The 22349-nt window shown below is 66.8% G+C and carries 27 protein-coding genes and 1 tRNA gene; 11 read left to right on the forward strand and 17 right to left on the reverse strand.

Going from position 1 to position 22349, the window contains the following annotated elements; all coding sequences use genetic code 11:
• Positions 1 to 86: 86 nt before the first annotated feature.
• Positions 87 to 830 (forward strand): molybdopterin-dependent oxidoreductase, encoded by a 744-nt coding sequence (locus tag ACF09J_RS15490; RefSeq protein WP_392305937.1) that lies wholly within the window; start codon positions 87 to 89, stop codon positions 828 to 830.
• Positions 814 to 1440 (forward strand): cytochrome b/b6 domain-containing protein, encoded by a 627-nt coding sequence (locus ACF09J_RS15495; protein WP_392305938.1) that lies wholly within the window; start codon positions 814 to 816, stop codon positions 1438 to 1440. The genes ACF09J_RS15490 and ACF09J_RS15495 overlap by 17 nt, the downstream gene beginning before the upstream one ends.
• An 89-nt stretch (positions 1441 to 1529) precedes the next feature.
• On the opposite strand, the gene ACF09J_RS15500 is transcribed toward ACF09J_RS15495, so the two are convergent.
• Positions 1530 to 2927, reverse strand: a complete 1398-nt coding sequence (locus ACF09J_RS15500) for a GntP family permease (protein WP_392305939.1) — start codon at positions 2925 to 2927, stop codon at positions 1530 to 1532.
• Positions 2928 to 3006: 79 nt separating this feature from the next.
• Positions 3007 to 3546 (reverse strand): gluconokinase, encoded by a 540-nt coding sequence (locus tag ACF09J_RS15505; protein ID WP_392306197.1) that lies wholly within the window; start codon positions 3544 to 3546, stop codon positions 3007 to 3009.
• A 142-nt stretch (positions 3547 to 3688) separates the two neighbouring features.
• Here ACF09J_RS15505 and ACF09J_RS15510 point away from each other — a divergent pair, with 142 nt between their 5' ends.
• Entirely contained in the window at positions 3689 to 4393 is a 705-nt protein-coding gene (locus ACF09J_RS15510) for a FadR/GntR family transcriptional regulator (RefSeq protein WP_392305940.1), read from the forward strand.
• A gap of 18 nt (positions 4394 to 4411) precedes the next feature.
• On the opposite strand, the gene ACF09J_RS15515 is transcribed toward ACF09J_RS15510, so the two are convergent.
• Positions 4412 to 4789 (reverse strand): YchJ family protein, encoded by a 378-nt coding sequence (locus tag ACF09J_RS15515; protein WP_392305941.1) that lies wholly within the window; start codon positions 4787 to 4789, stop codon positions 4412 to 4414.
• A gap of 177 nt (positions 4790 to 4966) precedes the next feature.
• On the opposite strand from ACF09J_RS15515, the gene ACF09J_RS15520 reads away from it, so the two are divergent.
• Positions 4967 to 5278, forward strand: a complete 312-nt coding sequence (locus tag ACF09J_RS15520; protein WP_392305942.1) for a dsRBD fold-containing protein — start codon at positions 4967 to 4969, stop codon at positions 5276 to 5278.
• A 12-nt stretch (positions 5279 to 5290) separates the two neighbouring features.
• Positions 5291 to 6583, forward strand: a complete 1293-nt coding sequence (locus ACF09J_RS15525; RefSeq protein ID WP_392305943.1) for a phosphoribosyltransferase family protein — start codon at positions 5291 to 5293, stop codon at positions 6581 to 6583.
• Positions 6584 to 6870: 287 nt separating this feature from the next.
• Here ACF09J_RS15525 and ACF09J_RS15530 read toward each other — a convergent pair whose 3' ends face one another.
• Genes ACF09J_RS15530 through ACF09J_RS15540 form a run of 3 tightly spaced genes read right to left on the reverse strand, consistent with a single transcriptional unit; the run spans position 6871 to position 8475 of the window.
• Entirely contained in the window at positions 6871 to 7719 is an 849-nt protein-coding gene (locus ACF09J_RS15530) for a helix-turn-helix domain-containing protein (protein WP_392305944.1), read from the reverse strand.
• A gap of 14 nt (positions 7720 to 7733) precedes the next feature.
• On the reverse strand, positions 7734 to 8249 hold the full coding sequence (locus ACF09J_RS15535) for a DUF6879 family protein (protein WP_392305945.1): 516 nt from the start codon (positions 8247 to 8249) through the stop codon (positions 7734 to 7736).
• Positions 8221 to 8475: a hypothetical protein gene (locus ACF09J_RS15540; protein ID WP_161249543.1), complete on the reverse strand. Its 255-nt coding sequence runs from the start codon at positions 8473 to 8475 to the stop codon at positions 8221 to 8223. Before ACF09J_RS15540 ends, ACF09J_RS15535 begins: the two co-directional genes overlap by 29 nt.
• A gap of 969 nt (positions 8476 to 9444) precedes the next feature.
• Between ACF09J_RS15540 and ACF09J_RS15545 the strand changes: the two genes are divergently transcribed.
• Both ACF09J_RS15545 and ACF09J_RS15550 read left to right on the forward strand, forming a co-directional pair.
• Entirely contained in the window at positions 9445 to 9993 is a 549-nt protein-coding gene (locus ACF09J_RS15545) for a GNAT family N-acetyltransferase (RefSeq protein ID WP_392305946.1), read from the forward strand.
• A gap of 244 nt (positions 9994 to 10237) precedes the next feature.
• Positions 10238 to 10624 carry a VOC family protein gene (locus ACF09J_RS15550; RefSeq protein ID WP_392305947.1) on the forward strand — a complete coding sequence of 129 codons (387 nt, stop codon included), beginning with the start codon at positions 10238 to 10240 and terminating at the stop codon, positions 10622 to 10624.
• Positions 10625 to 11002: 378 nt separating this feature from the next.
• On the opposite strand, the gene ACF09J_RS15555 is transcribed toward ACF09J_RS15550, so the two are convergent.
• From ACF09J_RS15555 to ACF09J_RS15600, 10 genes are all read right to left on the reverse strand, one after another.
• Positions 11003 to 11545 carry a hypothetical protein gene (locus tag ACF09J_RS15555; protein ID WP_392305948.1) on the reverse strand — a complete coding sequence of 181 codons (543 nt, stop codon included), beginning with the start codon at positions 11543 to 11545 and terminating at the stop codon, positions 11003 to 11005.
• Between the two features lie 204 nt (positions 11546 to 11749).
• A complete protein-coding gene (locus tag ACF09J_RS15560; protein WP_392305949.1) occupies positions 11750 to 13102 on the reverse strand; it encodes a DUF3987 domain-containing protein in 1353 nt (450 codons plus the stop codon).
• Between the two features lie 397 nt (positions 13103 to 13499).
• Positions 13500 to 14222 carry a histone-like nucleoid-structuring protein Lsr2 gene (locus tag ACF09J_RS15565; RefSeq protein WP_392305950.1) on the reverse strand — a complete coding sequence of 241 codons (723 nt, stop codon included), beginning with the start codon at positions 14220 to 14222 and terminating at the stop codon, positions 13500 to 13502.
• Between the two features lie 452 nt (positions 14223 to 14674).
• Positions 14675 to 15016: a hypothetical protein gene (locus tag ACF09J_RS15570; protein WP_392305951.1), complete on the reverse strand. Its 342-nt coding sequence runs from the start codon at positions 15014 to 15016 to the stop codon at positions 14675 to 14677.
• A gap of 150 nt (positions 15017 to 15166) precedes the next feature.
• Positions 15167 to 15877, reverse strand: a complete 711-nt coding sequence (locus ACF09J_RS15575) for a hypothetical protein (RefSeq protein WP_392305952.1) — start codon at positions 15875 to 15877, stop codon at positions 15167 to 15169.
• Between the two features lie 17 nt (positions 15878 to 15894).
• Entirely contained in the window at positions 15895 to 16065 is a 171-nt protein-coding gene (locus ACF09J_RS15580) for a hypothetical protein (protein WP_392305953.1), read from the reverse strand.
• Positions 16055 to 16330: a helix-turn-helix domain-containing protein gene (locus tag ACF09J_RS15585; RefSeq protein WP_392305954.1), complete on the reverse strand. Its 276-nt coding sequence runs from the start codon at positions 16328 to 16330 to the stop codon at positions 16055 to 16057. The genes ACF09J_RS15580 and ACF09J_RS15585 overlap by 11 nt, the downstream gene beginning before the upstream one ends.
• A gap of 436 nt (positions 16331 to 16766) precedes the next feature.
• Positions 16767 to 17405, reverse strand: a complete 639-nt coding sequence (locus ACF09J_RS15590) for a hypothetical protein (protein ID WP_392305955.1) — start codon at positions 17403 to 17405, stop codon at positions 16767 to 16769.
• A 379-nt stretch (positions 17406 to 17784) separates the two neighbouring features.
• Positions 17785 to 17943, reverse strand: a complete 159-nt coding sequence (locus tag ACF09J_RS15595) for a helix-turn-helix domain-containing protein (RefSeq protein ID WP_392305956.1) — start codon at positions 17941 to 17943, stop codon at positions 17785 to 17787.
• A 14-nt stretch (positions 17944 to 17957) separates the two neighbouring features.
• Positions 17958 to 18143, reverse strand: coding sequence for a hypothetical protein (locus ACF09J_RS15600; RefSeq protein WP_392305957.1), 186 nt, complete (start codon positions 18141 to 18143; stop codon positions 17958 to 17960).
• A 133-nt stretch (positions 18144 to 18276) separates the two neighbouring features.
• Between ACF09J_RS15600 and ACF09J_RS15605 the strand changes: the two genes are divergently transcribed.
• Together ACF09J_RS15605 and ACF09J_RS15610 are read left to right on the forward strand one after the other, a co-directional pair.
• On the forward strand, positions 18277 to 18861 hold the full coding sequence (locus ACF09J_RS15605; protein ID WP_392305958.1) for a hypothetical protein: 585 nt from the start codon (positions 18277 to 18279) through the stop codon (positions 18859 to 18861).
• On the forward strand, positions 18845 to 20116 hold the full coding sequence (locus ACF09J_RS15610; RefSeq protein ID WP_392305959.1) for a tyrosine-type recombinase/integrase: 1272 nt from the start codon (positions 18845 to 18847) through the stop codon (positions 20114 to 20116). Before ACF09J_RS15605 ends, ACF09J_RS15610 begins: the two co-directional genes overlap by 17 nt.
• An 88-nt stretch (positions 20117 to 20204) precedes the next feature.
• Here the strand turns inward: ACF09J_RS15610 and ACF09J_RS15615 are convergent.
• A tRNA-Leu gene (locus ACF09J_RS15615) sits at positions 20205 to 20292 on the reverse strand.
• Between the two features lie 206 nt (positions 20293 to 20498).
• Here ACF09J_RS15615 and ACF09J_RS15620 point away from each other — a divergent pair.
• Positions 20499 to 21824, forward strand: a complete 1326-nt coding sequence (locus ACF09J_RS15620; RefSeq protein WP_392305960.1) for a M20/M25/M40 family metallo-hydrolase — start codon at positions 20499 to 20501, stop codon at positions 21822 to 21824.
• A gap of 158 nt (positions 21825 to 21982) precedes the next feature.
• A complete protein-coding gene (chpH, locus tag ACF09J_RS15625; protein ID WP_392305961.1) occupies positions 21983 to 22216 on the forward strand; it encodes a chaplin ChpH in 234 nt (77 codons plus the stop codon).
• The last annotated feature ends 133 nt before the right edge of the window (positions 22217 to 22349 follow it).

Here is a 22349-nt window from a genome sequence, read left to right on the forward strand (position 1 = left end):
AGTCCGGTACGAGAAATAGTGACGGAAGTCTGACGAGCACCCGCGATCCCTGGCCCGGCCGGGGGTGCGGGTGCTCGAATGAAGAGGTGAACCCCGGACTCCCCCAGGAGGAGGGACGGCCCGAGGAGGAAGGCCGCCCCGTCGGCCGCCGCGTCTTCCTCGCCACCCTCGGCCTCGGCGCCCTCGGCGTCGCCACCGCGCCCACGCTGCAACGCGGCGTGGAGGGCCTGCTCGGCGCGGTCTCCGGCAAGGACCCCACCGGTCTGACCGGCCTGCTCCCGAACGCCGGCGGCTTCCGCTACTACTCGGTCGCGGCCTCGGTCCCGCACAAGGACGCCGCCAACTACCGCCTCACCGTCGACGGCCTCGTCGACCACCCCGCCACCTACACGCTGGACGACCTCAGGGCCCTGCCCCGGACCCGGATGGTCCGCGACGTCCAGTGCGTCACCGGCTGGCGGGTGCCCGGCACCCCCTTCGAGGGCGTGCGGCTCTCCCGGCTGCTCGACGCGGCCGGAGTGCGCGCGGGCGCCCGAGCCGTCCGCTTCACCTGCTTCGACGGCACCTACACCGAGAGCCTCACCCTCGCCCAGGCCCGCCGCCCCGACGTGCTGGTCGCGCTGCGCATGCAGGGCAAGGACCTGCCCCACGCGCACGGCGGGCCGGTCCGCCTGTACGTGGCCCCCATGTACTTCTACAAGTCGGCCAAGTGGCTCTCCGGCATCACCGTCACCGACCGCGTCGAGCCCGGCTACTGGGAGAACCTCGGCTACGACGTCGACGCCTGGGTCGGCCGTTCGAACGGACGCACCGATGTCCCTACGAGCTGACGCCCCGGCCCCGCCCGGCACCCGCGTCCGCCGGTTCACCCGGGCCGAGCGGTGGGTGCACCGGACCACGGCAGCGCTCATGGGCGTGTGCGTGGTGACGGCGGCCTGCCTCTACATCCCCCAGCTCGCCGAACTGGTCGGCAGGCGCGAACTGGTCGTCCGCGTCCACGAGTGCGCGGGCCTCGCCCTGCCCGTACCGGTCCTGCTGGGCCTGGCCTCCCGCGCCTTCCGCGCCGACCTTCGCGTCCTCGACCGCTTCGGCCGGCACGACCGGGTCTGGCTGCGCGCCGCCCTGCGCCGGGACGCCCGGGCCGCGTCCCGGCCGGCCGGAAAGTTCAACGCCGGCCAGAAGATCTACGCCGCCTGGATCGCCGGCGCCGGCCTGGTCATGCTCGGCACGGGCCTGATGATGTGGTTCACGCATCTCACCCCGGTGGCCTGGCGCACCAGCGCGACCTTCGTCCACGACTGGCTCGCCCTGACCATCGGCGTCGTCCTGGCCGGCCACATCGGCATGGCCCTCGGCGACCCGGAGGCCCGCCGCGGCCTGCGCACCGGCCTGGTGAGCCGCGCATGGGCGGCCGAGCATCACCCGCTGTGGCGTCCGTAGGGCCGGCGGCACGGACACCGTACGAACGCGGCGGCCGTGACCGGGTGGTGCCCGGCCACGGCCGCCGCGGAACGCGTACGCAACAGGCCCTAGACCACCAGGGACAGCAGCAGCACCAGGGCGCCCGCCACCACCGAGATGATCGTCTCCATGACCGACCAGCTCTTGATCGTCTGGCCGACGCTCAGCCCGAAGTACTCCTTCACCAGCCAGAACCCGGCGTCGTTGACATGGCTGAAGAACAGCGAGCCGGCGCCGATGGCCAGCACCAGCAGGGCCGCGTGGGTGGTCGACATGTCGGCCGCGAGTGGGGCGACCAGACCGGCCGCCGAGATGGTCGCCACGGTCGCCGAACCGGTCGCGAGCCGGATCGCCACCGCGATCAGCCAGCCGAGGAGCAGCGCCGGGATCGACCAGTCCTTGGAGACGTCCAGGACCATCTGGCCCACCCCGGCGTCGATCAGCGTCTGCTTGAAGCCGCCGCCCGCGCCCACGATCAGCAGGATGCCGGCGATGGGCATGAGGCCCTTCTCGACGGTCGAGGAGATCCGCTCCTTGCTGAACCCGGCCGGCATCCCCAGCGTGAAGACGCCGACGAGCACGGCGGCGAGCAGCGCGATCAACGGGGAGCCGATGACGTCGAAGACGCGCTGGGTCATGTTCGCCGGGTCGTCCACGACGATGTCGACCAGGGCCTTGGCCAGCATCAGCACCACCGGGAGCAGCACCGTGGCCAGCGTGGCGCCGAAGCCCGGACGCCGCTGAAGCTCCTCCGACGGGCGCTGGGGCAGCATCCGGTCCGGGACGGGGACGTCCACCCAGCGGGCCGCGACCTTGGAGAACAGCGGACCGGCGATGATCACCGTCGGTATGGCGACGAGGATGCCGAGCGCCAGCGTCACGCCCAGGTTGGCCTTGACCGCGTCGATGGCGACCAGCGGGCCGGGGTGCGGCGGGATCAGGCCGTGCATCACGGACAGGCCGGCCAGCGCCGGCACACCGATGCGCATCAGGGAGTAGTTGCCGCGCTTGGCCACCATCAGCACGACCGGGATCAGCAGCACGATGCCGACCTCGAAGAACAGCGGCAGACCGATCACGGACGCGATCAGCACCATCGCCCACGGCATCGCCCGGCCCTTGGCCTTCGCCAGGATCGTGTCGACGACCTGGTCGGCGCCGCCGGAGTCGGCGAGCAGCTTGCCGAGGATCGCGCCGAGCGCGATCAGCACGCCCACGCCGGCGACGGTGGAGCCCAGGCCGGTGGTGAAGCTGGCGATCGCCTTGTCGAGCGGTGCCCCGGCGACCGCGCCGAGCACCAGTGTTCCGATGGTCAGGGACAGGAAGGCGTGCAGCTTGAACCGGGTGATGAGCAGGACGATGACGGCGATGCCCGCGAGGGCGGCGATGCCGAGCTGGGCATGGCCGGCCGAGGTGATCGGCGGGGGCGCGTCCGCTGCCAGCATCTCGACGCTGAGTCTGGTCACGGTTTTCCCTTGCTGGTGAAGAGGGACGGTGGGGAGAGGTGTGCCGCAGTCGGCGAGCGTGGGGGAGAGGCGCCGGGGCTCAGGGCCGCGGCGCCTCGGGGGACTGCGGGGAGCTGTCGAGTCCGTCCAGCGCGGCCGCCGCGCGCGCGGTGATCTCCTCGGGCGACCCGGAGACGTCGACGGCGACGCCCCGCTCGTCCTGCTGGAGCGGCTCCAGCGTGGCGAACTGGGAGTCCAGCAGCGCCGTCGGCATGAAGTGCCCCTGGCGGTGCCTCATCCGGTCCTCGATCAGCTTCCGGTCGCCCGTCAGGTGCACGAAGACGACGCCGGGAGCCGCGGCCCGCAGCCGGTCGCGGTACGACCGCTTCAGCGCCGAGCTGCTCACCACCCCGCCGAGCCCCGCCCGCCCGTGCGCCCAGGCGCCGATGGCATCCAGCCACGGCCACCGGTCCGCGTCGCCGAGCGGGATCCCGGCCGTCATCCTGTCGATGTTGGCCTGCGGGTGGAAGTCGTCGCCCTCGGCGTACGGAACGCCGAGCCGGGCGGCGAGCAGGGGACCGATCGTGGTCTTGCCCGTGCCGGCGACGCCCATCACCACGACGACGTGGGGGGTGCGCATCACTGCCTCGCTGTCTTCCTCGACATGGGACGCCGACATCCGGCGTCCGCCACACTGAAACCTATAGGTACGACTAATTCAAGAGTGTGTGACATATAAGTCTGACTTTTTGAGAGCGTGATCCGCCCCGTACGCTGAGTGCATGAGCACACCGGGCCGAGGGCTGCACGGCCGCGTACTGGACACCCTCGGCCCCGCCATCACCGCGGGCGAGTACCCGCCGGGCAGCGTGCTGCGTACCGACGAACTCGCACAGAGCTTCGACGTGTCACGCTCCGTGATGCGGGAGGCGGTCCGCGTCCTGGAGTCCATGCACCTGGTCGCCTCGCGCCGCCGCGTCGGCGTGACCGTGCTCCCCCAGACCGAGTGGAACGTCTACGACCCGCAGGTCATCCGCTGGCGCCTGGCCGGCGCCGACCGCCCCCGGCAACTGCGGTCGCTGACCGTGCTGCGCTCCGCCGTCGAACCGGTCGCCGCGGGCCTGGCCGCCCGGCTCGCCACCCCCGAGCAGTGCGCCGAACTCACCGAGTGCGCCCTCGGCATGGTGGCCAACTCACGCGGCCACCACCGGCTCCAGGCGTACCTGGTCCACGACATCGCCTTCCACCGCGTGATCCTCAGCGCCTCGGGGAACGAGATGTTCGCCCGCCTCGGCGACGTCGTCGCCGAGGTCCTGGCGGGCCGCACCCACCACGAGGTCATGTTCGAGGAGCCCGACCCCGCCGCCGTCACCCTCCACGTCCAGCTCGCCGAGGCGGTCCGGGCCCGCGACGAGGACCTCGCCGAGCGGCTGACCCGCGAGATCACCACGGGAGCCCTCCAGGAACTGGACGTCCTGGCGCCGTAGTTCCGGCGCGCGCCCGCCTCACTGCTCGGGGAAGTCCCCGTCCACGTACGCCCACGCCCCGCCGACCCGCTCGAACCGGCTGCGCTCGAGCAGCGAGCCACCGCGGTAGGACGCCCGGAACGTCACCGTCCCGGTGGCGTGGAACGCCGAACCGTCCGTCGCGCCGAGGATCTCCAGGCCCGTCCAGCGCATCCCGGGATCGAGGTCGAGCCGCGCCGGCCGGGTCCGCGGGTGCCAGGTCCGCAGCAGATACCCCGCGTCCCGCCGCACGAAGGCGCAGTACCTCGAGCGCATCAGCGCCTCGGCGGTGGGCGCGGCCGCGCCGCCGCCGTGATAGCGGCCGCAGCAGCTCTCGTACGGCTCGGGCAGCCCGCACGGGCAGGAACGCGTGGTCATGGCCCCCATTCTGCCCGCGGCGGCGCACCCGCCCGCCCCCGGTACGGGCCCTGCCGTCGTCGCGCCCGTGCGGCGCACGCGCGACGGAGGCACAGTGGAAGACGGAGGCCACGCCGGGTCACTCGTCGCCTCGACGCCGTGGCCTTGCCTCCCACCGGAGTTGAGGAGACACGGACGATGACCAGACCCGTCGGCAGCCGGCCTCCGTCCGTCAAGGAGTGGCGGCTCAGTCTGTACCTGTCCGAACACGACCCGGACACCACCGCCCGGATCGTCCTGGACACCGGCGACAACGTCCTGGAGACCCGGGCGGAGGCCCGCCGCAATCCGTACGACAGGGCGGTGCCCGAGATCGGCGACGAACTCGCGGCGGGCCGCGCGCTGATCGCGCTCGGCCGGGAGCTGCTGCGCGCCGCCGCGGGCGACATCGACGCGGTGGGAGCGCCCGAGGCGACGCCTCCCGCCCCTCTGTGGACCTCCAGGGAGTGAAGGAGCGGCACGGTGCTCTTCACAGACCGTCTCGACGCGGGACGGCGACTGGCCGCCCGCCTGCACCACCTCGCCGGCCAGGACGTCGTCGTCCTCGGCCTGCCCAGGGGCGGCGTCCCCGTGGCCGAGACCGTCGCGAACGCCCTCGGCGCCCCGCTGGACGTGTGCCTGGTACGGAAACTGGGCGTCCCCTCCCACCCGGAGCTGGCCATGGGGGCGATCGGCGAGGACGGCGTACGCGTCCTCGGCGAGGACGTGCTGCGCGAGGTGCGCGTCGCGCCCGGGGACCTCGCGCGCGTCGAGGAGCGCGAACGCCGCGAGCTGGACCGGCGTGCCGCGCGCTACCGGGGCGAACGGCCACCGGTCGCCGTCGCGGGCCGGACCGTCGTGGTCGTCGACGACGGCGTGGCCACCGGCTCGACCGCACGCGCGGCCTGCCGGACGGTACGCGCCCGCGGGGCCGCGCGGACCGTGCTGGCCGTCCCCGTCGCACCGCCGGACTGGACGCACCGGCTCCGCGGCGAGGCGGACGAGCTGGTGTGCCTGGACACCCCGCCGGACTTCTTCGCGGTCGGCCAGTTCTACGCCGACTTCGCCCAGCTCGACGACGAGGACGTGGTCGCCTGCCTCCGCCGGGCGGCGGGCCCCGCCCACGGTGTCCCCGTCGACCGCGAGGTCGAGGTGGCGGCCGGCGCCGTGCGGCTCGGCGGCCACCTGACCCTGCCCCCCGGCGCCCTGGGCATCGTGGTCTTCGCCCACGGCAGCGGCAGCGGACGGCACAGCCCGCGGAACCGGTTCGTCGCCGAAGGCCTGAACCGGGCCGGCCTCGGGACCCTGCTGTTCGACCTGCTCACCGAGGAGGAGGCGCGGGAACGGGCCAACGTGTTCGACACCACGCTGCTGGCCGCCCGGCTCACCGCCGCCACCGACTGGCTGCGCGGCCGGCCCGGCACCGAACGCCAGGCAGTCGGCTACTTCGGCGCCAGCACCGGAGCGGCAGCGGCGCTCAGGGCCGCCGCGGAACCCGGCGCCGGCATCGCCGCCGTGGTCTCCCGGGGCGGCCGTCCCGACCTGGCCGGGCCGCGCCTGCCGGAGGTGACCGCCCCCACCCTGCTGATCGTCGGCGGCGCCGACGACATGGTCCTCGACCTCAATCGCGAGGCGCAGTCCCTCCTGCGCTGCGAGAGCCGCCTCAGCGTCGTCCCCGGCGCCACCCATCTCTTCGAGGAGCCCGGCGCCCTGGAGACGGTGACCGAACTGGCCAGGGACTGGTTCACGGACCACATGGCGGCGGCGCACGTGTAGCCCGGGGCCGCTGTGCGGTGCGAGCCGCGGTGTGCGGCGTGCGGTGGGAACGCGAAAACGGTGTCGACCGACCAGCGGTCGACACCGTTTCCGATGGTGTCCGAGGGGGGACTTGAACTCTCCACTCGGGCACCAGCCCATTAGCTAGCTGACCTGCGAAAACACACCCTCTCAGCGCCCTTCGAGGCTGCGAGGGTTGGTCATGCTCACCTGCTGTTTCTGCCCGTTCCTGGCCGCTGTTGGTCATGCGTTGGTCACGTGGCCAATCGTTCGAGAACCAGGCTGCCTCAGTCCAGGAATGCCAGCGCACCCGCTATCAGGGAACGTGCCGCAGCTCCCCTCACGGCCCCCCGCGAAAGCTGCTCAAAGGCTCGGGCGTACAGCTCGACCTGGCTGGGCTGGGTGAGGGTGGCGGCAGCGTCCAGCGTGTCCGCGTGCACCCTGGCGTCGTCGAAGATCGTGAAGGTGGGCATGGGCCACATGGTCCGTTGCGCCGAGAAGGGGACGATTCCTACGGCGACGTTCTGGAGATCCATAACTCCGAGCAGATGGCCGAGCTGCGCTGCCATCGTCTCGATGCTGCACAGCCGATAGCGCAACACCGACTCCTCCAGTACGAACGAGAACCGGCGTGCGCCGTTGCTCAGCACCGCATTACGCCTCATGCGGGCCGCGACAGCATCACTCACGTCGTCCGGGGTTCCTCGGAAGCCTGCGATGGACGACAGCAGGGCAGCGGCGTAGCCGGGCGTCTGGAGAAATCCGGGGACCACGTCGGAGACGTAGACCCGGAACATCTTTGTTTGTTGATACAGATCCCCGGTGGACTCTTGCAACCGACGGAGACCGGTCCGCTGGAGTCGTCTCCACTGCACATGAGCATCGGCGGACTGTCTGTTAGCCGCGATCAAGTCGGCGGCCTGATTCTCAGCGGCACAGGCCCGGCACCACGCCTTAATGTCCGCGTCAGAGGGAGGGGTCTTGGCATTCTCAATACGGGACGACTTCGACTCTGACCAGCCGCACCTGACGGCCAGCTCCCGCCCGCTGATCCCCGCATCCTTCCGGATCTCGCGCAGACGGCCGGCCAGCTCTTCGCGGGCCTGCTGAACGCGTGAGGACGGGTGTGTGGGCACGGAGCTGGCTTTCGTCAGATCTTGTACAGGTGGTGCGGGATCGCTCGCTCCCAGACCGCATCGAAGGCGGCGGAGCACAGCTTCACGGCTTCCGGGTCCGCCGTAAGCTCGTCCTCCACCACCACGCCGTCACCTGAGAAGTGGTGCACCCGGAGCAGCGCACCATCGAACAGCCAGAAGTCATTCCCCGGCAAAGGGATACTCGTGGCCTGCCGCCGTGGCAGCCACCGCACTTCCTCACCCGCCGTGACGTTGGCACGGGTGACGTAGTGCTCCCACCGGATGTAGTCCGATACCGGCTCGGAGATCACCCGGGCACGGCGGATCAACACACCCCGGGCCACGGTATCCGTGATCAACTGATCGTAGGGGTGCCACCAGGATTCGCGGTCCTCCCAGTTGATCCGCTCACCCTGCTTCCATGCCTCGAACCGATCCGTTGAGGCATAGGAGTCACGTAGCTCCAGGTGGACGGCGGACCGCTCGCACCGGCCAAGCAGCTCAGCGAAGCTGGGCACGCTCGACGGCATCACACGCCTCCCTGATCATGGGGATCATCCGGGCCGGAATCCTGACGATGGCTTCACTGTCGGGCACCGAGCCGTTCGCGGGGCTACTTGCCTCGCACTCCGCCTGAGTCTCGGGGCTCGGCTTCCATCCCTGCAACAAGATCTCCTGAGCTTCCGCATCCGCCCATACGGTGGGGCAGTGGTCCCGGTCTGTGTCGGGGTCGATCCCAACGAACTCTACGGCCATGGCTGACTCCCTGGTCTAGGCCCTTGCTCAGACTTGCATCAGCTTCGTTGAACTGCGGAGACAGCGTCAATACTGCTACCGGTCACGCCAATTGGCGTGCAAGCTCGTGCAAGTTTGTAGAGCCCGGCACTGGCTGCTTCCTACGGTCTGCACATCGACGCGGGATCGATCGGGAGGGTGCGGTGCGATGGGCGAGAGCAAGGCGTGGGACACCGAAGCGGCTGATCGTCTGGGCAGCAGTGAGGCTCGGCAGTTCCTCTCCCGCCTCTCCGGTGCATTCGGCGTAAACGGCGTGCTCATGGTGCAGAAGAGCGACCCTGGCCCCGAGGGTGCCGACATGGCGCCCAGTTCGGCTTTGCGCTGGCCCCGGTGCGAGTGCGGGAGTCTGAAGTGTCCTGACTACAAGGCCCCGACCAGTAGGGCAGAGGGACTGAGCAGCAGAGTCGCTGAGGTCAACGCGCGGAGCCGTAGGGGTGGGCTGTGAGCATCAGAACGGCCATGCGGTACGTGATGCATAGGATCACCGAGCACCCGGATACGGACGTGACCTTCGAGGCTGAGTGCCTGCACTGCAAGTGGAAGGCGACACCTTCCACCGAGTCGGCGTCCGTCGATGTGGAGTGCATGAGCCACACGGGCCGCTCCGGTCACGCCGGTTTCCGACGTATCAGGACCTCGTTCGCCATGGTCGTTCGCGCCGAGTAGAGCCCTGCCGCAGTTGTGGGAGACCTGGACTCCCGCCCGGTACAGGCGGCGGCGGTCAGCGACGGCCGAGATTAGTTGAGCAGGAAGGTGCAGTGATACTGAACGGAAGTGATCTGAACGCGCTCGACACCAGCGGGTCCTTCGGGTCCCTGACAGACGTGGCCTGCAGAGCCCGGCAAGTAGGTGAGGGCGAGGCCCGGGCCGGTGGCTTGATCGGTCCGCTCGTCTTGATCGCTTCCGAGCTTGCTGGCTAGGTTGGCTGGCATGGCTGACCCTAGACCCCTCGCCTGGCCACCTGCCCCGATCAAGACCCCGCGGCTCGTACTCCGCGAGTCCGAGGCCCGGGACCGCGCGGCGGTCATCGAGCTGAACGCCTCGCCAGAGGTGAACGCCTACCTTGGTGGCCCTCAACCGCGCGCCGAGCTTGAACGCACGGTGCCCGAGGTACCCGGGCAGCGCCGTGGCTGGTTCGTGGTCGAGCTCGACGGAGCAATGATCGGCACGGTCCAGCTCAAACCACACGCCCCCGAGAGTCCGAGTAACCGCCGTCTGGAGGCCGGGAAGACGGAACTCGGCTACTTGTTCCTGCCGGAGGCGTGGGGCCGCGGGTACGCCACCGAAGCGTGCACAGCGGCACTCGACTGGTTTGCCGACGCGCGACCCGGTGAGCCGGTGGTCCTCTACACCCAGACCGCCAACGCCAGCTCGATGCGCCTAGCGGCGAAGCTGGGGTTCACCGAGGTGGAACGGTTCCAGGCGTGGGGCGCCGAGCAGTGGTTCGGCGTGTGGTCTTCGTTCACGCCGTCCGATTGATCGGCTCTGCGGTCGACGATCGCACAGGTTTCCCCGGTCCGCGCAGCAACGGTGGCGGGCCGTGAACGCATCCCACCTCGTCGCCCCCGTCCGCGCCGGTGTCCCTTTCGATCGCGGTCACCTCGTCGAACACCCCCGAACTCAGCGCCGCCTGAGCTTCCTCAATTGATCTACGATTCCTGGATGTTGCTCCACCAGTACGGCTCACCATCTCCGACGTTCATCCGTTCCTGAAGGGAGTCCTGTGGCATCCATCAAGGACATCGTCTTCGACAGCCCTCATCCGGCTTCGGCCGCCCGGTTCTGGGCGCAGGCCCTGGACGACTACGAGATTGCGCCGTATGACGAGGAGGAGTTGGCCCGGCTGCGCTCCATGGGCATCAACGATCCGGAGGACGACCCCACGGTCCTGCTCGTTCACACCGACGGCAGGCTGCCCCGCATCTTCTTCCAACTGGTGCCGGAGAGCAAACGGGTCAAGAACCGGGTTCACCTCGACCTGGGCGCGACCGATGCGGCCACAGAGGTGAAGCGACTGCGTGCGCTGGGAGCAACGGTTCAGGCCGAGCGTGAGGACTGGATCACGATGCAGGATCCCGATGGCAACGAGTTCTGCCTCATGCGTTCGTGAGCGGGACCACGTCCCAGCCATGATGAGCAGCGGGCTTCGGGTGTACATCTTGAAGCTCCGCTGTCATGCCATCGTCGCCGCCAGGGTCGTCAAGCTCGTCCACAGGAATTCACTCCTTGCCAAGTCGCGTAGTCAAAACAATGAACGCCCCGTCCATCCGGACGGGGCGTCCATTGCTATGGCTAGAGCAGCGCTAGGAAGGGATTCGTGTCGCCCAACGGTTCCCACCGCTTCGGCTCCGGCACGGGCGCGGGCGCGCCTGCTTGGGTGCCGGGCGGTAAGCGTCCAGACGGACGACAGTTTCGCGCCCCCGTTCACGCTCCGCGCTGGCCGGCTGCGACAGAGAGCCACTCCGCTATACGGAAATGGTGCCGACGCCTACCCGCCGCTAGCATATGTTTCCGCTTGCTGACTCAGATGATCAATAAGCTGTTTAATTTGGTGCTCAGTGGGCTCATTCCAGTCCGCATCGGATTTGACAGGAACGCCAAGTACGGCAAGCTTCGTAAGGTGCCCCCTTAGGGTGGCCAAAACCTGAAGATACTCCTGCCATTGTCGCTGAAGTTGCGCGTGGGCGGCCGCGTCTCCCATCATCCTTGCCACGTCTATGTCGAGACGATGGACATATACGTTGCTGGCTTGTCTCGCGGTAGTAAGGGAAGCTTGCAGTTCCTTTAGTACCGTACCTCGCCGCTTACGCTTTTCCTCGTTCCGCGCACGTTCTCGCGCATGCTCCTCGTCGAGCTGATTGTGTCTAATTTCCTTTTGTTTTTCGCGGTCCTCCTTTTTTACCTGGAACCGGTGACGAAGATCCTCCACCCAGATCTTCGTGGCTTCTACTGAAGCGATACGCCAAGCCGCTGTCATCCCGACAATAAAGCCTGACGCCGCCGTCCCAATAAGCGCCGCCCAGTCAGGCATGCCGCCTCCCCCCTGCGCAAACTGTGGTGAATGGGAAGTCTAATGCGTGTGGGCCCTGCAGGTCAGGCCTTCTGTCTGGCTACTTTGCGGCGAAGGCGGACAAACACTGCTACACCAGGTGAGGTGAGGGGCGCTTGTGCGGCGGGTGGAGAGGTGCCACGTCTTGCAGGAAGCCCAGTGGGGCGCTTGGGGTTGACTGGTTGGCTAGAGCAGAGCGCGGAACGGGTTCTCATCCAGCGGTTCCGAGTGCTCTTGTCGGGTCGTCAGTTCTGGATCTTGCTTCGGTTCCGGACGGTAGGCGTCCAGGCGGACGACAGTGGGCCGCCGCGCTTCCCGTTCTGCTGCGGCCGGCATGGGGGCGGAAGAACGGGAGGCCGGTTCTGGCTCGGACTCGGAATCGTCACCGCGGAGTGTGAAAACGGTGGCCGGCCGACCCATCTTGCCTGACCGTTCTACGGTCACCACAACTTCCGGAAGTGCTCGGACCTCAGCGGCCGTCGCTCCCACGTACGGGAGTATCTGCGAGGACGTGGCCGATCCGCCATGAAGTTCGATCCTGGACCGGACCTTCTCCGCAAGGCTGAGAGGCTGACACTTCCTGGTCTTGCTCCCGCTTCCGGTGGCAATGGCCTCCACGGTGTTCATGGCGTAAGTGACCAGGGATGCCGCTGCGTGCAGGTCATCAGAGGTGATCTCAGGGCGCAGGTCAAAGAGCGCGAACAGAGCGGCGGTCCGCCGCACTTGCTCATTGCATCGTGCGGCGAACGGTTTCAGATCTTCCGACTCACGGGCCTTGCTCAACAGGTCCTGTCGGATCGTGTCGGCTACGTCGTAGGCGTCATCGGCCAGGGTGACCGTGCCAACGCGTTGTCCGAACCGGACAGCCCTCGCGAAGAGTTCACCTGCCTCCGGGATCAGGTGCGTGGGCATGCGCTCCCGCTCGCTCAGCCAGCGGACCTGAGAGACGGGCAGGGTCAACAGTCTGTTGTACGATCCGCCGTCTCGGTCCGTCCCTGAGAGGTTTGCCGAAAACTCCTCCGGCGTGATGTGCCCCATGATCGCGACTCGGGGAGCGTCCACCTGGACGGGATCCTTGGCCCTGGACGTGGCCACGGGCGCACCGTCCCACAGATCACGGAGAACCTGAGAGAGGTTGGCCTGTCTGCGTCCGGCCCGCAGGACACGGGCGTACTCGGTATCAATGATCAGGGCGTGTTCTCCGCAGTCAGCCACGGCCTGAATAAGTCCCGCACCGCCCACCACACCGTGAATCACATTGCCAGTCATGAAGGTTCGGTTGGCGTCCCGGGCAATGGACTCAGCGACACCCCACGACTGCCCCTTGCCCTCACCGGTGCCGCCGCACAGCAGGACGTGAAGCATGAGCGGCATGGAACCGGAACCGCGCTGAACTCGGGTCTCCGGCAACATGGCGGAGAACACGCACAGCAGGCCACCGAGCAAACCAACCGGGGACCACTCCACATGGGGAGCAAGGGAGGCCACCATTTCCCTCAGTCGACCGGCGCTCATCGCGCGGAAATCGGGGGTGCTCATGCTGCCTTCGCTTTCTGGGAGTTGGTTTGGTTGCGGAGCGAGACGACGGGTCGCCACCGGCCCCCGTCCTTGGTCTGAAAGTTCGGTTCCTTGGCTGACTTCCGCAGCAGGGGAAGTGCGTCTCCCCCGTCCGCCGGAACGATCACAGTGGTACAGCGGGACACCTTGTCCATCGGGACGTGTCGGCGAACACCGGCCACCGATAGGGGGTCGTTGCTCACGACTCCGGTACGGCGCTTGCCCTTGGGCGTGGCCCAGGTGACCCAGGAACCGGGCGTGCAGTCGCCCTTGGAAGGCTTGGATTCGGCCCCGTAGGCCTTGGCGCTCTTCCACACGCTCAGGTCAGTGGGCCGGGGGTGACGGCCGCAGTCAGCGGCCGTCACAGTGGGCGCGGCGCTCAGGCCGCTATCCCTTTTCCCTCCGACGCTTCCTTGTGCGTCAGTTCGTACGCGTGCCTCACGTTCGCCGGAATTCGTCCCTTCGTGGGCACCGTGAACCCGTTCTCCCGTGCCCACGCTCGTACGGCACGGTTCCGCTCCCGCTCACTCATCCCGGAGCGGTCCACCTTGGCAGGCTCAGGAAGCGGATCGTTTCCGATCAGTTCACCGGCTCGAATCGCGTCACGGAAACGGCCGGGCTTCCGCACATCCATTACAGGGATCGCGCGCTCTGCGGCATCGCGCAACTTGGTGGCGTTCCGGTCGCCACCCTCGCCCAGGATCAGCAGGACCGTGCTCTCATCCGCCCGTCCCACTACCTCGTAGCCCATGCGACGAACCGCTTCCCGCGCGTCTTCCCAGTCGTAACCGGGCACCGTTCCGCAGATCATTACGGACCGAACAGGCTCGGCAGCAGACTCCGCCACGGCAACCGCTTCCGGCTCCGGCTCCGACACAGGCTCAACCGGCACGGGCTCAGGCTCAGTCGGCGTGACCTCATTCTCAGGAGCGCCCAGCGCGTCACAGAGGTACCTGCCGAACGAGACATCATGTTCAAGGCAGAGATGCCACGTGTCCTTGCCCAGCGTCAGCGATGACGTGGCCTCAACCTCTGACCCGTCGCGAGCGATATGGGCGTCACAGAACATCTTGGTAACGGGGACAAGAACCGTTTTACGCATAGCTCTGCATTCCTTCGGTAGGGCGGAAGTCTCAGCGGGTGTCCGGAGCGTTTCTCTAACGGCCTCCCCGCTTGCTTCTATTCTCCCCCACCCCTATCACGGAACGATAACTGACACATAACTGACGCATTACTCAAATGTTTATAACCCCAGGGGTAATACCTATTTGAAAAGGAATAGGACCCACCGGGGGTGCTGTCCTTCGATCGCGTTTGCCAATCAAATCCCCGAAGGGTCCGCAGTTCACTTCTGGCGGCACATATAACACTTCTTCGGCTGGTGCGTCAGTTCGTCGCCCCAGGGCTTCACCTTTCCGGTCGCCTGCCAACCGATGTGAATAGCGAACTCCTCGGCGCAGGCCGAGCACTGCGGCTCAGACCATGGGCACTCATAACCGGGCCGGTGTATACCGTCGTGGGCTCCAGCCGCTCCCGCCTTGGCCGCTCGTCTGCTCACTCGTCCCCCTCAAAGGCCCAGCCCAGCCGCTTCATGCCGTCAGCGGTCAGACCAAGGGACGTAGCCAACTGCCGGTATTCCGTCAGGTGGTCACGGGTGGCAGTGCCATCGAGGATCTTGCCGTAATAGGTCAGCATGACCGCCACAGTCGGGACGTAGGACTCATCCCAGCGCGCGGACTGCGGACAGCTCCACCATTGCTGCCATTGCTCGCGTTCGGCCTCAGACCATTCCCGCGCTGAGGGTAGGTCAGGAACAGGAAGGCCGTGATCGTTCGGCAGCACATCCAGGCCCTTGTATCGAGAGTGCGGTGAGTTCGGGTTACGCATTTTCGGCATGCTTCCTCCGGAAAAACGGACAGTCACGGCCGGCTGAGCCGTGTGATCGACAGGCGGTGAGGAAAACCGGGCCCCCGCCGCCCATCAGCGGGGGCCCGAACCAATCCAGAATCAGGAACAGTCAAACGGCTGTTATGTGACCGCGCACTGTTAAGCGGCATCTTCCTCGGGTGGTGCAATGAAGCCGTCGCACTCAGCCAGATTGCCTCGATACGGATCGATGAGCCCCAGGTCCTTCGCGCTCTCGAAGGTGAGGCGGCCATCTGATGTGGTCCGCCAGGAATTCACCTCTTCCCCGAGCGCCCCAGAGAAGCCGCGCCACTTCGGCCGCGTCAGCTCACCCGCAGTTGTGGCCCACAGAAAGCGGCTGACACTGCCCGCCAACTGGGCGCGTGCCGTTTCCGCCTTGGCGATCGCGGCCCGGTACTGCTTCAGGGCACGCTCAGACTGCTCGAACCCCTGGCGGGCCAGCTCCGGCAGTTCCTTCACGATGGCCGCTGTTACTGCGGATTCGGCCTGCTCCGCAGCACGGGCCAGGGCAGGCTCTACCCGCTCATACTCCTTGACCCTGGAACGGACCTCGGCCAGATACTCATCCCGATCGGGAAGCGATCTGCCGTCGGCTACCGCCTGCATCTCCTGCTCCCTGAGTTCCCTATCCGCCTTGCGCAACGCGGGAACGTAGTAGTCACGCGTAGTGCGGCCGTGGAGGTCATCGATGTACTGGCGAGCACAGTCCGCATTCTCCCGTCTGTACTTGCGGTGACGTTCCTCCAGCTCGTCATGCTTACGAATCAGTTCCAGAGTCTCGTCTGAGAGCTGGAATGCTGACAGGTCAAATCCCTTGTAAGTAATGGTCATGCGGGACTCCTCAGATATCAGTTACGGCCGAACATCAGGTCATTAAGATGGCCCGCACGTCGGGCCTCGGTAATCTGCTCCGGCGACATGCGGGCGAGATCAGCTCTGGTGTACTGCGCGGGCCTGGCCTCCTGCATCGCCTTCAGGATTTCGTCTCGGATCATTGCCCGCATCGGGTCATCGTTCATCGTTCTTCTCCTTGGATATTCGGTGAATCTCGGCAAGCTGAATCGCTCGCGCAGCGTTCTCGTCTCCTCCGGCCTGTTCCACTAGGGAAGCGATCGGAATCCGGAGGTGATGAGCGATGACGACGAACGTAGTCAGGCTCGGCTTACGCTCGCCACGTTCCCACTGGTAGACGGCCTGGGTGCTGCACCCGATTCGATCGGCCAGCTCCTTGACGGTGATTCCCAGAATCAGACGTCGAGATTTTCCCTTCTCAGGGTCATACATGATTCCTCCAAGCATTCGAGTGAGTAACAAGAAGAGCAAAAAGAGGGGCCCTGGCCGGCTGGGAGGTGAAGAAAGCCGGTACATGGCAGAGGAATACTTGTCAGTCAGATCAACGACTATCCCTCTACTGGGTCTGAAACTCTACTTACTGACTGAGAATTCTTCAGTGAAGAGGGCCGCTTTGGGGCGGCCCTTAAACCTCACAAGAGGACAACGTAAGAGAAGACACTGCCCCCCTTACCCCCCACTGTGAACGAGACCAGCAGGAAGCAAGGGAGGAGTGTTTCTCTACGTTGTCCCTCTCACAGGGAGGTATCCGCAGAGCCCCGTAACGACTTGGGAACTGCCCGGCCGCTAGGCCGTGCCAGAGGCACACCGCCGAGTGTGCATGGCCCCAGAGGATCGCTCCTCCACCTATAGGGAATAAATGCCAGGCTCACATCCGGCCCGGCACGTTGAGCGGGAGCCAGTGATCCCGGCTCGCCTGGTAGGAGTCTTCCAGTTGTCCTCGCCACCATGAATCGATGGATGTCGGATGGTCCTCGATGTAGGAGAGATTTCGATGCTTGCCCACCCATATCCCTCTGGTTCTCAGGCGCTCTGTGCGCGCTCTGGCGGCCTTCTTGTGGGCATCGCAATACTTCCGTGGGTTTCCCTTCTTTCGGGGCCTCTCAGGGCTGTACAGGGGATCTCCACAACCGAGCCAGCGGCATCGTTCCCAGACCTCCCGTTTGGGCTGCTCCTTACCACACAGTTGGAAGCCGCCCCCGGCTACGAGGTCTATGCCCTCATCCGCCGTGTCGGCCCCCGGCACGTCTTCCATCAGTTCCGAGAAAACCTGAGTTTGAGTCTTCGGCTCGTAGGAAGGTGCGGAGCAGAGAAGGACTGCGACATGCAGGGGGAATATTCCCGTATGGGCGGCTGCAATACGCTCGTGCTCCGTTTCACCGCTGCTGCGCCAAGGCTGAGGCCACTCCTCATGCTGCTCCTCTCCCGCCGCATTCAGGATTTCGTCCGCTCGCGCCTCCAGCTTGGCCCGTCGCTTTTGGCTAGTGGGCGGGATCGTCCTCGTCATGCAGTCCTCTCGGTAAACAAAAAGCCCCCGAATGGCCTCGGGGGCTTTGACTCTCACAGTTCTTCAGTTCGGGCGGCTGGCATAGCTCCGGCGGAAGTGGTGGGGCCGTGACAGCCTACGAACGCTCCTCCGCCTCTCTGCATCTCTCCACCTCCCAGGGAGGCTCCCAGCCGAAAGGGTCGAAGGGGTCCTCAGTCACCCGACCCCCTCTGAACGGCCGCAGCCAAAGTCACTTCGAGCGCAACGAGATTCCGCTGATGGTCCTTGTTGCAGAACGCCGGATTGCAGCCCGGTACGGAGTGATGGAACGCGCCTCGGCCTGCGTCGGCGTCTGCGTCCCCTCGGGCGATCTCTGCGGGGCTAAGTGCTGCCAACTTCATCAGTTTGCCCCCTGCTCGTCCAGCCAGCGGTCAAGGTCGGTGGGACGGCATCGGAGGGACTGCCCCACTTTCCGGAACGGGATCCGTTCGGCCTTCCAGTTCCCGTACACCCACGACCGGGGCTTGTTCAGGTAGTCGGCCACATCGTCAACGGTCATGAGCTTGGACGTGATCAATCAGTCACCACCCCTGCGCGCTTCTGGAGAGCATTGAGATGCGCTTCAAACGTGTCGCAAATGATGTCAACGCCCTCGGGGGTGAGTTGTCCCGCCTGGACGGCCGTGCGGATGCCGTCGATGTAGAACCGCTGAACCTCCTTCGGAAGATCCTCGTTGAGCTTGCGGAAATCGACCTTCATTGTGCGTGCTCCTTCTCGGGCGGGTGGGCTGCGCTTCCGCCCGTTTGCTGTCCGGCCCACTTCCAGAAGTACGCTCGCCAACCCTCGCTGTCAAACCTAGGTATGACAACCCGGGGTGGTATACGGTGTGGGTGTGACTGAACACATCGAGATCACGCAGGACGTAGGGCCGTGGCGCGTGCTCATGCGCTGGGCCGCCAACGCCGACCCGGCCAGCGGTCCCATGCGCGTACTGATCACCCCCCACCCGAACGCCGACCCCGCCACCACACAGGGCGGCGTCGCCTCCACGGTGCTGCGACAGATCGACTTCAAGAAGGCAGGAGACCAGTTCCGCGCCGCCCGGCCGGCCGACCCTGAGCAGCAGGTCACACAGGACACCGAGGCAGAGGCGCTGCGGTGGCTGCTCGGTACTGAAGGCATCTCGGATGCCTACCTGGCGTTCCTCGCCGAGTCCTACGTCCGGGCCGTTGCACGGGCCGTGCCCAACGTCACGGCGCACCTGGCCGAACTAACCCACAAGCGTCCCGAGACGATCCGAGGCCACCTGAAAGAGGCCCGGAAGCGGGACCTGCTGACCACCGTGCCCGGCAAGGCCGGGGGGCAGCTCACCGCCAAGGCAAGGGAGATCACGACAGGCGAATACCTCGACAAGATCACCGATCACCTCATGGGCAACGACTGGAAGGAATCGCACTCACGTGGCAAAGCGCGGTAACGGTCTCGGGGGGACTCCGGTGGAGATCCCGCGCAAGGGGAGACCGAACACCTGGGGTGTGCGCACGCCCCTTCACTTCAACAAGGCGACAGGAAAGAAGGAGCGCTACTGGATCGGTCGGGAGTACCCGACCAAGACCGCAGCAGAGAAGGCGCTGCGGGAGTGGCACAGCAACTACGACGCGGGCAAGATCGCGGCCCGCTCGGACATGAAGCTGGGTGACTGGCTCGACAAGTGGCTGTCGAATCTGAGGAAGGAGGGAACGACCGTGGCTGGGTACGAGACGAAGATCCGTCTACACATCAAGCCGCACATCGGCAGCGTGAAGCTGTGCGAGGTCACCGACGAGACACTTGATGATCTGTACCGGCTCTTGGAGACCGCTCCGTGTCCGACCAACAAGGGCAAGCCGCTCGGGGCCAAGAGCATCCGGCACGTCCACAACATCCTGTCTGGCGCTCTCGGGGCCGCAGTGCCCAAGCTGATCCCCGCCAACCCGGCGGCAACGGCTCACCCGCCCACGGCGCGGGAGATACGGGCACAGGAACAGAAGTACCCCACCGTGGACGACGGCCAGACAGCCCGCTTCCTGGCAACCGTATGGGAGCCCTGCGGGAACCGGGCCTGTGACGGTGGCCTGACCCATCACTGTCTTCGGGACGCTCCGCTGTGGACCGTCTACGCCGCTACCGGCGTCCGGCGCAGTGAGGCTCTGGGGATGAAGTGGTCTCTCGTCCACTGGGAAGAGGGAGCCATCGAACTGGGCTGGGTCGTGGTCGAAGAGGGCAACACCTACCGCCTCCGGAAGCTGACCAAGGACGGTGACGACAACGCGCTGATCTACGTGGACCAGAGCGTCATGAACGTCCTGAAGTGGCAGAAGGAGCGGCAGGACGCCGAGCGTGCACGTCTCGGCTCCGCCTGGGTCGACCATGACCTTGTGTTCGCCCGTGATGGCTTCAAGTTGTACCGGGGCGAGGCTGGCGGCCCGCAGGACCCTGAGAAGGTCTCGGCACGGTGGCGCACCCTGCGCAACCGCCTACACCTGCCCGACGACTTCCGGATTCACGACTGGAGGCACAGCAAGGTCACGAACGATCTGGAGGCCGGAGAGAACCCCGTAGAGGTATCCGCCAACGTCCGGCACCACTCGCCGGGCTACACCATGGCCCGGTACGGCCACTCTCGTAAGGACGGAGCGCGCCGACTGGCCGCCTCCGGTGCTGGCCGACTCGGCCTGTCATCCCTGGTCTGACCTGGGGAGTCTCCAGGCTGTTGGTCACGTGGTTGGTCACGCCACAGTCCTGGAAAGCAGAAAACCCCTGATGAACAGGGGTCTCAGCTGGTGTCCGAGGGGGGACTTGAACCCCCACGCCCGATAAAGGGCACTAGCACCTCAAGCTAGCGCGTCTGCCATTCCGCCACCCGGACGAGGTGTCTGTCGTGCGGGTCTTCCCGCGGCGACGAAGGAAACATTACCAGGCTTTCGGCCAGGCCCGATCACCCGGCCTGCCCTGCGGGCTCGCGCGAGGGCGGGCCGGGCGGGAGGCTCTCTTGGGGTTGGCGCGGGGGAGGGGGAGGATGAGTGGACCACCGGCACACCGGGTGGCCACCAGCACACAGCGGGAGGAAGCAGCGTGAGCGAGACGGGCACGGCCAGGGGCGTCACCGGCGAGGACGAGGTCGTGGACCTCTGCCGCGAGCTGATCCGGATCGACACCAGCAACTACGGCGACCACTCGGGACCGGGCGAGCGCAAGGCGGCCGAGTACGTCGCCGAGAAGCTCGCCGAGGTGGGGCTGGAGCCGAAGATCTTCGAGTCGCATCCGGGCCGGGCCTCCACGGTGGCCCGCATCGAGGGCGAGGATCCCTCCCGGCCCGCGCTGCTGATCCACGGCCACACCGACGTCGTACCGGCCAACGCCGACGACTGGACCCACCACCCCTTCTCCGGCGAGGTCGCGGACGGGTGCGTGTGGGGCCGCGGCGCGGTCGACATGAAGGACATGGACGCGATGACGCTGGCGGTCGTGCGCGACCGGCTGCGCAGCGGGCGCAGGCCCCCGCGGGACATCGTGCTCGCCTTCCTCGCCGACGAGGAGGCGGGCGGCACGTACGGCGCCCGGCACCTGGTGGACAAGCACCCGGACCTCTTCGAGGGGGTCACCGAGGGGATCAGCGAGGTCGGCGGGTTCTCCTTCACCGTCAGCGAACAGCGGCGGCTCTACCTGATCCAGACGGCCGAGAAGGGCATGCACTGGATGAAGCTGACCGTGGCCGGCACCGCGGGGCACGGCTCGATGATCCACCGGGACAACGCGATCACCGAGCTGTCGGAGGCCGTCGCACGGCTCGGCCGGCACAGGTTCCCGGTGCGGGTGACCAAGACCACCCGCGCCTTCCTGGACGAACTGGGCGACGCGCTCGGCACCAAGCTCGACCCGGAGGACATGGACGGCACGATCGCCAGGCTCGGCGGCATCGCCAAGCTCATCGGCGCGACCCTGAGCAACACCGCCAACCCCACGCAGCTCGGCGCCGGTTACAAGGTCAACGTCATCCCGGGCGAGGCCACCGCCCACGTCGACGGGCGGTTCCTGCCCGGATTGGAGGAGGAGTTCCTCGCCGACCTGGACCGGATCCTGGGGCCGAAGGTCAAGCGCGAGGACGTGCACAGCGACAAGGCCGTCGAGACCACCTTCGACGGGGCCCTGGTCGAGGCGATGCAGTCCGCGCTGCTGGCCGAGGACCCGGCCGCGAAGGCCATCCCGTACATGCTCTCCGGCGGCACCGACGCCAAGTCCTTCGACGACCTGGGCATCCGGGGCTTCGGCTTCGCGCCGCTGAAGCTGCCGCCGGAGCTGGACTTCGCGGGCATGTTCCACGGCGTGGACGAGCGGGTGCCGGTGGAGGGCCTGAAGTTCGGGGTGCGCGTGCTCGACCGGTTCATCGACGCGTCCTGAGATCCGTCAGCACCGCCTTGACCCCGGTATTCGGCCGCGCGTGCGGGAATGACCGGGACGAGTGAATGCGACCATAAGCTCGTATCCCGATTACTTCCTCCTCGTTACAGGTGATGCGATCAGCAACATGAGATCGCTTTTGTCAACGAGGAGGAATAATGATCAAGAAGGTCGTCGCTGCCGCGGTCGCCACCGGTGGACTGGTTCTCGCGGGCGCCGGGATGGCCGCCGCCGACTCGGGCGCCCAGGGTGCTGCCGTGCAGTCCCCGGGCGTCCTTTCCGGCAACGTCATTCAGGCGCCCATTCACGTGCCGGTGAACGTGTGCGGCAACACGATCTCGGTGATCGGGCTGCTGAACCCCGCCTTCGGCAACACCTGCGCCAACCACTGACGTTGTGCCCCGCCCCGTGAGGGTCTGACTCCATCGACTCCGTGGGGGGTCTGAACCCGTCGGCCCCGGAGCGCACGCCATGCGCTCCGGGGCCGACCGGTTTGTCGGCGCGGTCGCGACGTCGGAATTCCGA

The sequence above is a fragment of the Streptomyces sp. NPDC014889 genome (genome assembly GCF_043081205.1).
Classification (GTDB): Bacteria; Actinomycetota; Actinomycetes; order Streptomycetales; family Streptomycetaceae; genus Streptomyces.

Coding starts and splice junctions, on each gene's coding strand:
- ACF09J_RS15540 (WP_161249543.1), bottom strand. CDS start 8,475: ATGGCCGTAGAGTTCGTTGGGATCGACCCCGACACAGACCGGGACCAC.
- ACF09J_RS15505 (WP_392306197.1), bottom strand. CDS start 3,546: ATGCGCACCCCCCACGTCGTCGTGGTGATGGGCGTCGCCGGCACGGGC.
- ACF09J_RS15580 (WP_392305953.1), bottom strand. CDS start 16,065: ATGAACGATGACCCGATGCGGGCAATGATCCGAGACGAAATCCTGAAG.
- chpH (WP_392305961.1), top strand. CDS start 21,983: ATGATCAAGAAGGTCGTCGCTGCCGCGGTCGCCACCGGTGGACTGGTT.
- ACF09J_RS15510 (WP_392305940.1), top strand. CDS start 3,689: ATGAGCACACCGGGCCGAGGGCTGCACGGCCGCGTACTGGACACCCTC.
- ACF09J_RS15570 (WP_392305951.1), bottom strand. CDS start 15,016: ATGCCGAAAATGCGTAACCCGAACTCACCGCACTCTCGATACAAGGGC.
- ACF09J_RS15545 (WP_392305946.1), top strand. CDS start 9,445: ATGGCTGACCCTAGACCCCTCGCCTGGCCACCTGCCCCGATCAAGACC.
- ACF09J_RS15535 (WP_392305945.1), bottom strand. CDS start 8,249: ATGCCGTCGAGCGTGCCCAGCTTCGCTGAGCTGCTTGGCCGGTGCGAG.
- ACF09J_RS15595 (WP_392305956.1), bottom strand. CDS start 17,943: ATGACCGTTGACGATGTGGCCGACTACCTGAACAAGCCCCGGTCGTGG.
- ACF09J_RS15515 (WP_392305941.1), bottom strand. CDS start 4,789: ATGACCACGCGTTCCTGCCCGTGCGGGCTGCCCGAGCCGTACGAGAGC.
- ACF09J_RS15575 (WP_392305952.1), bottom strand. CDS start 15,877: ATGACCATTACTTACAAGGGATTTGACCTGTCAGCATTCCAGCTCTCA.
- ACF09J_RS15590 (WP_392305955.1), bottom strand. CDS start 17,405: ATGACGAGGACGATCCCGCCCACTAGCCAAAAGCGACGGGCCAAGCTG.
- ACF09J_RS15495 (WP_392305938.1), top strand. CDS start 814: ATGTCCCTACGAGCTGACGCCCCGGCCCCGCCCGGCACCCGCGTCCGC.
- ACF09J_RS15520 (WP_392305942.1), top strand. CDS start 4,967: ATGACCAGACCCGTCGGCAGCCGGCCTCCGTCCGTCAAGGAGTGGCGG.
- ACF09J_RS15565 (WP_392305950.1), bottom strand. CDS start 14,222: ATGCGTAAAACGGTTCTTGTCCCCGTTACCAAGATGTTCTGTGACGCC.
- ACF09J_RS15600 (WP_392305957.1), bottom strand. CDS start 18,143: ATGAAGGTCGATTTCCGCAAGCTCAACGAGGATCTTCCGAAGGAGGTT.
- ACF09J_RS15555 (WP_392305948.1), bottom strand. CDS start 11,545: ATGCCTGACTGGGCGGCGCTTATTGGGACGGCGGCGTCAGGCTTTATT.
- ACF09J_RS15585 (WP_392305954.1), bottom strand. CDS start 16,330: ATGTATGACCCTGAGAAGGGAAAATCTCGACGTCTGATTCTGGGAATC.
- ACF09J_RS15560 (WP_392305949.1), bottom strand. CDS start 13,102: ATGAGCACCCCCGATTTCCGCGCGATGAGCGCCGGTCGACTGAGGGAA.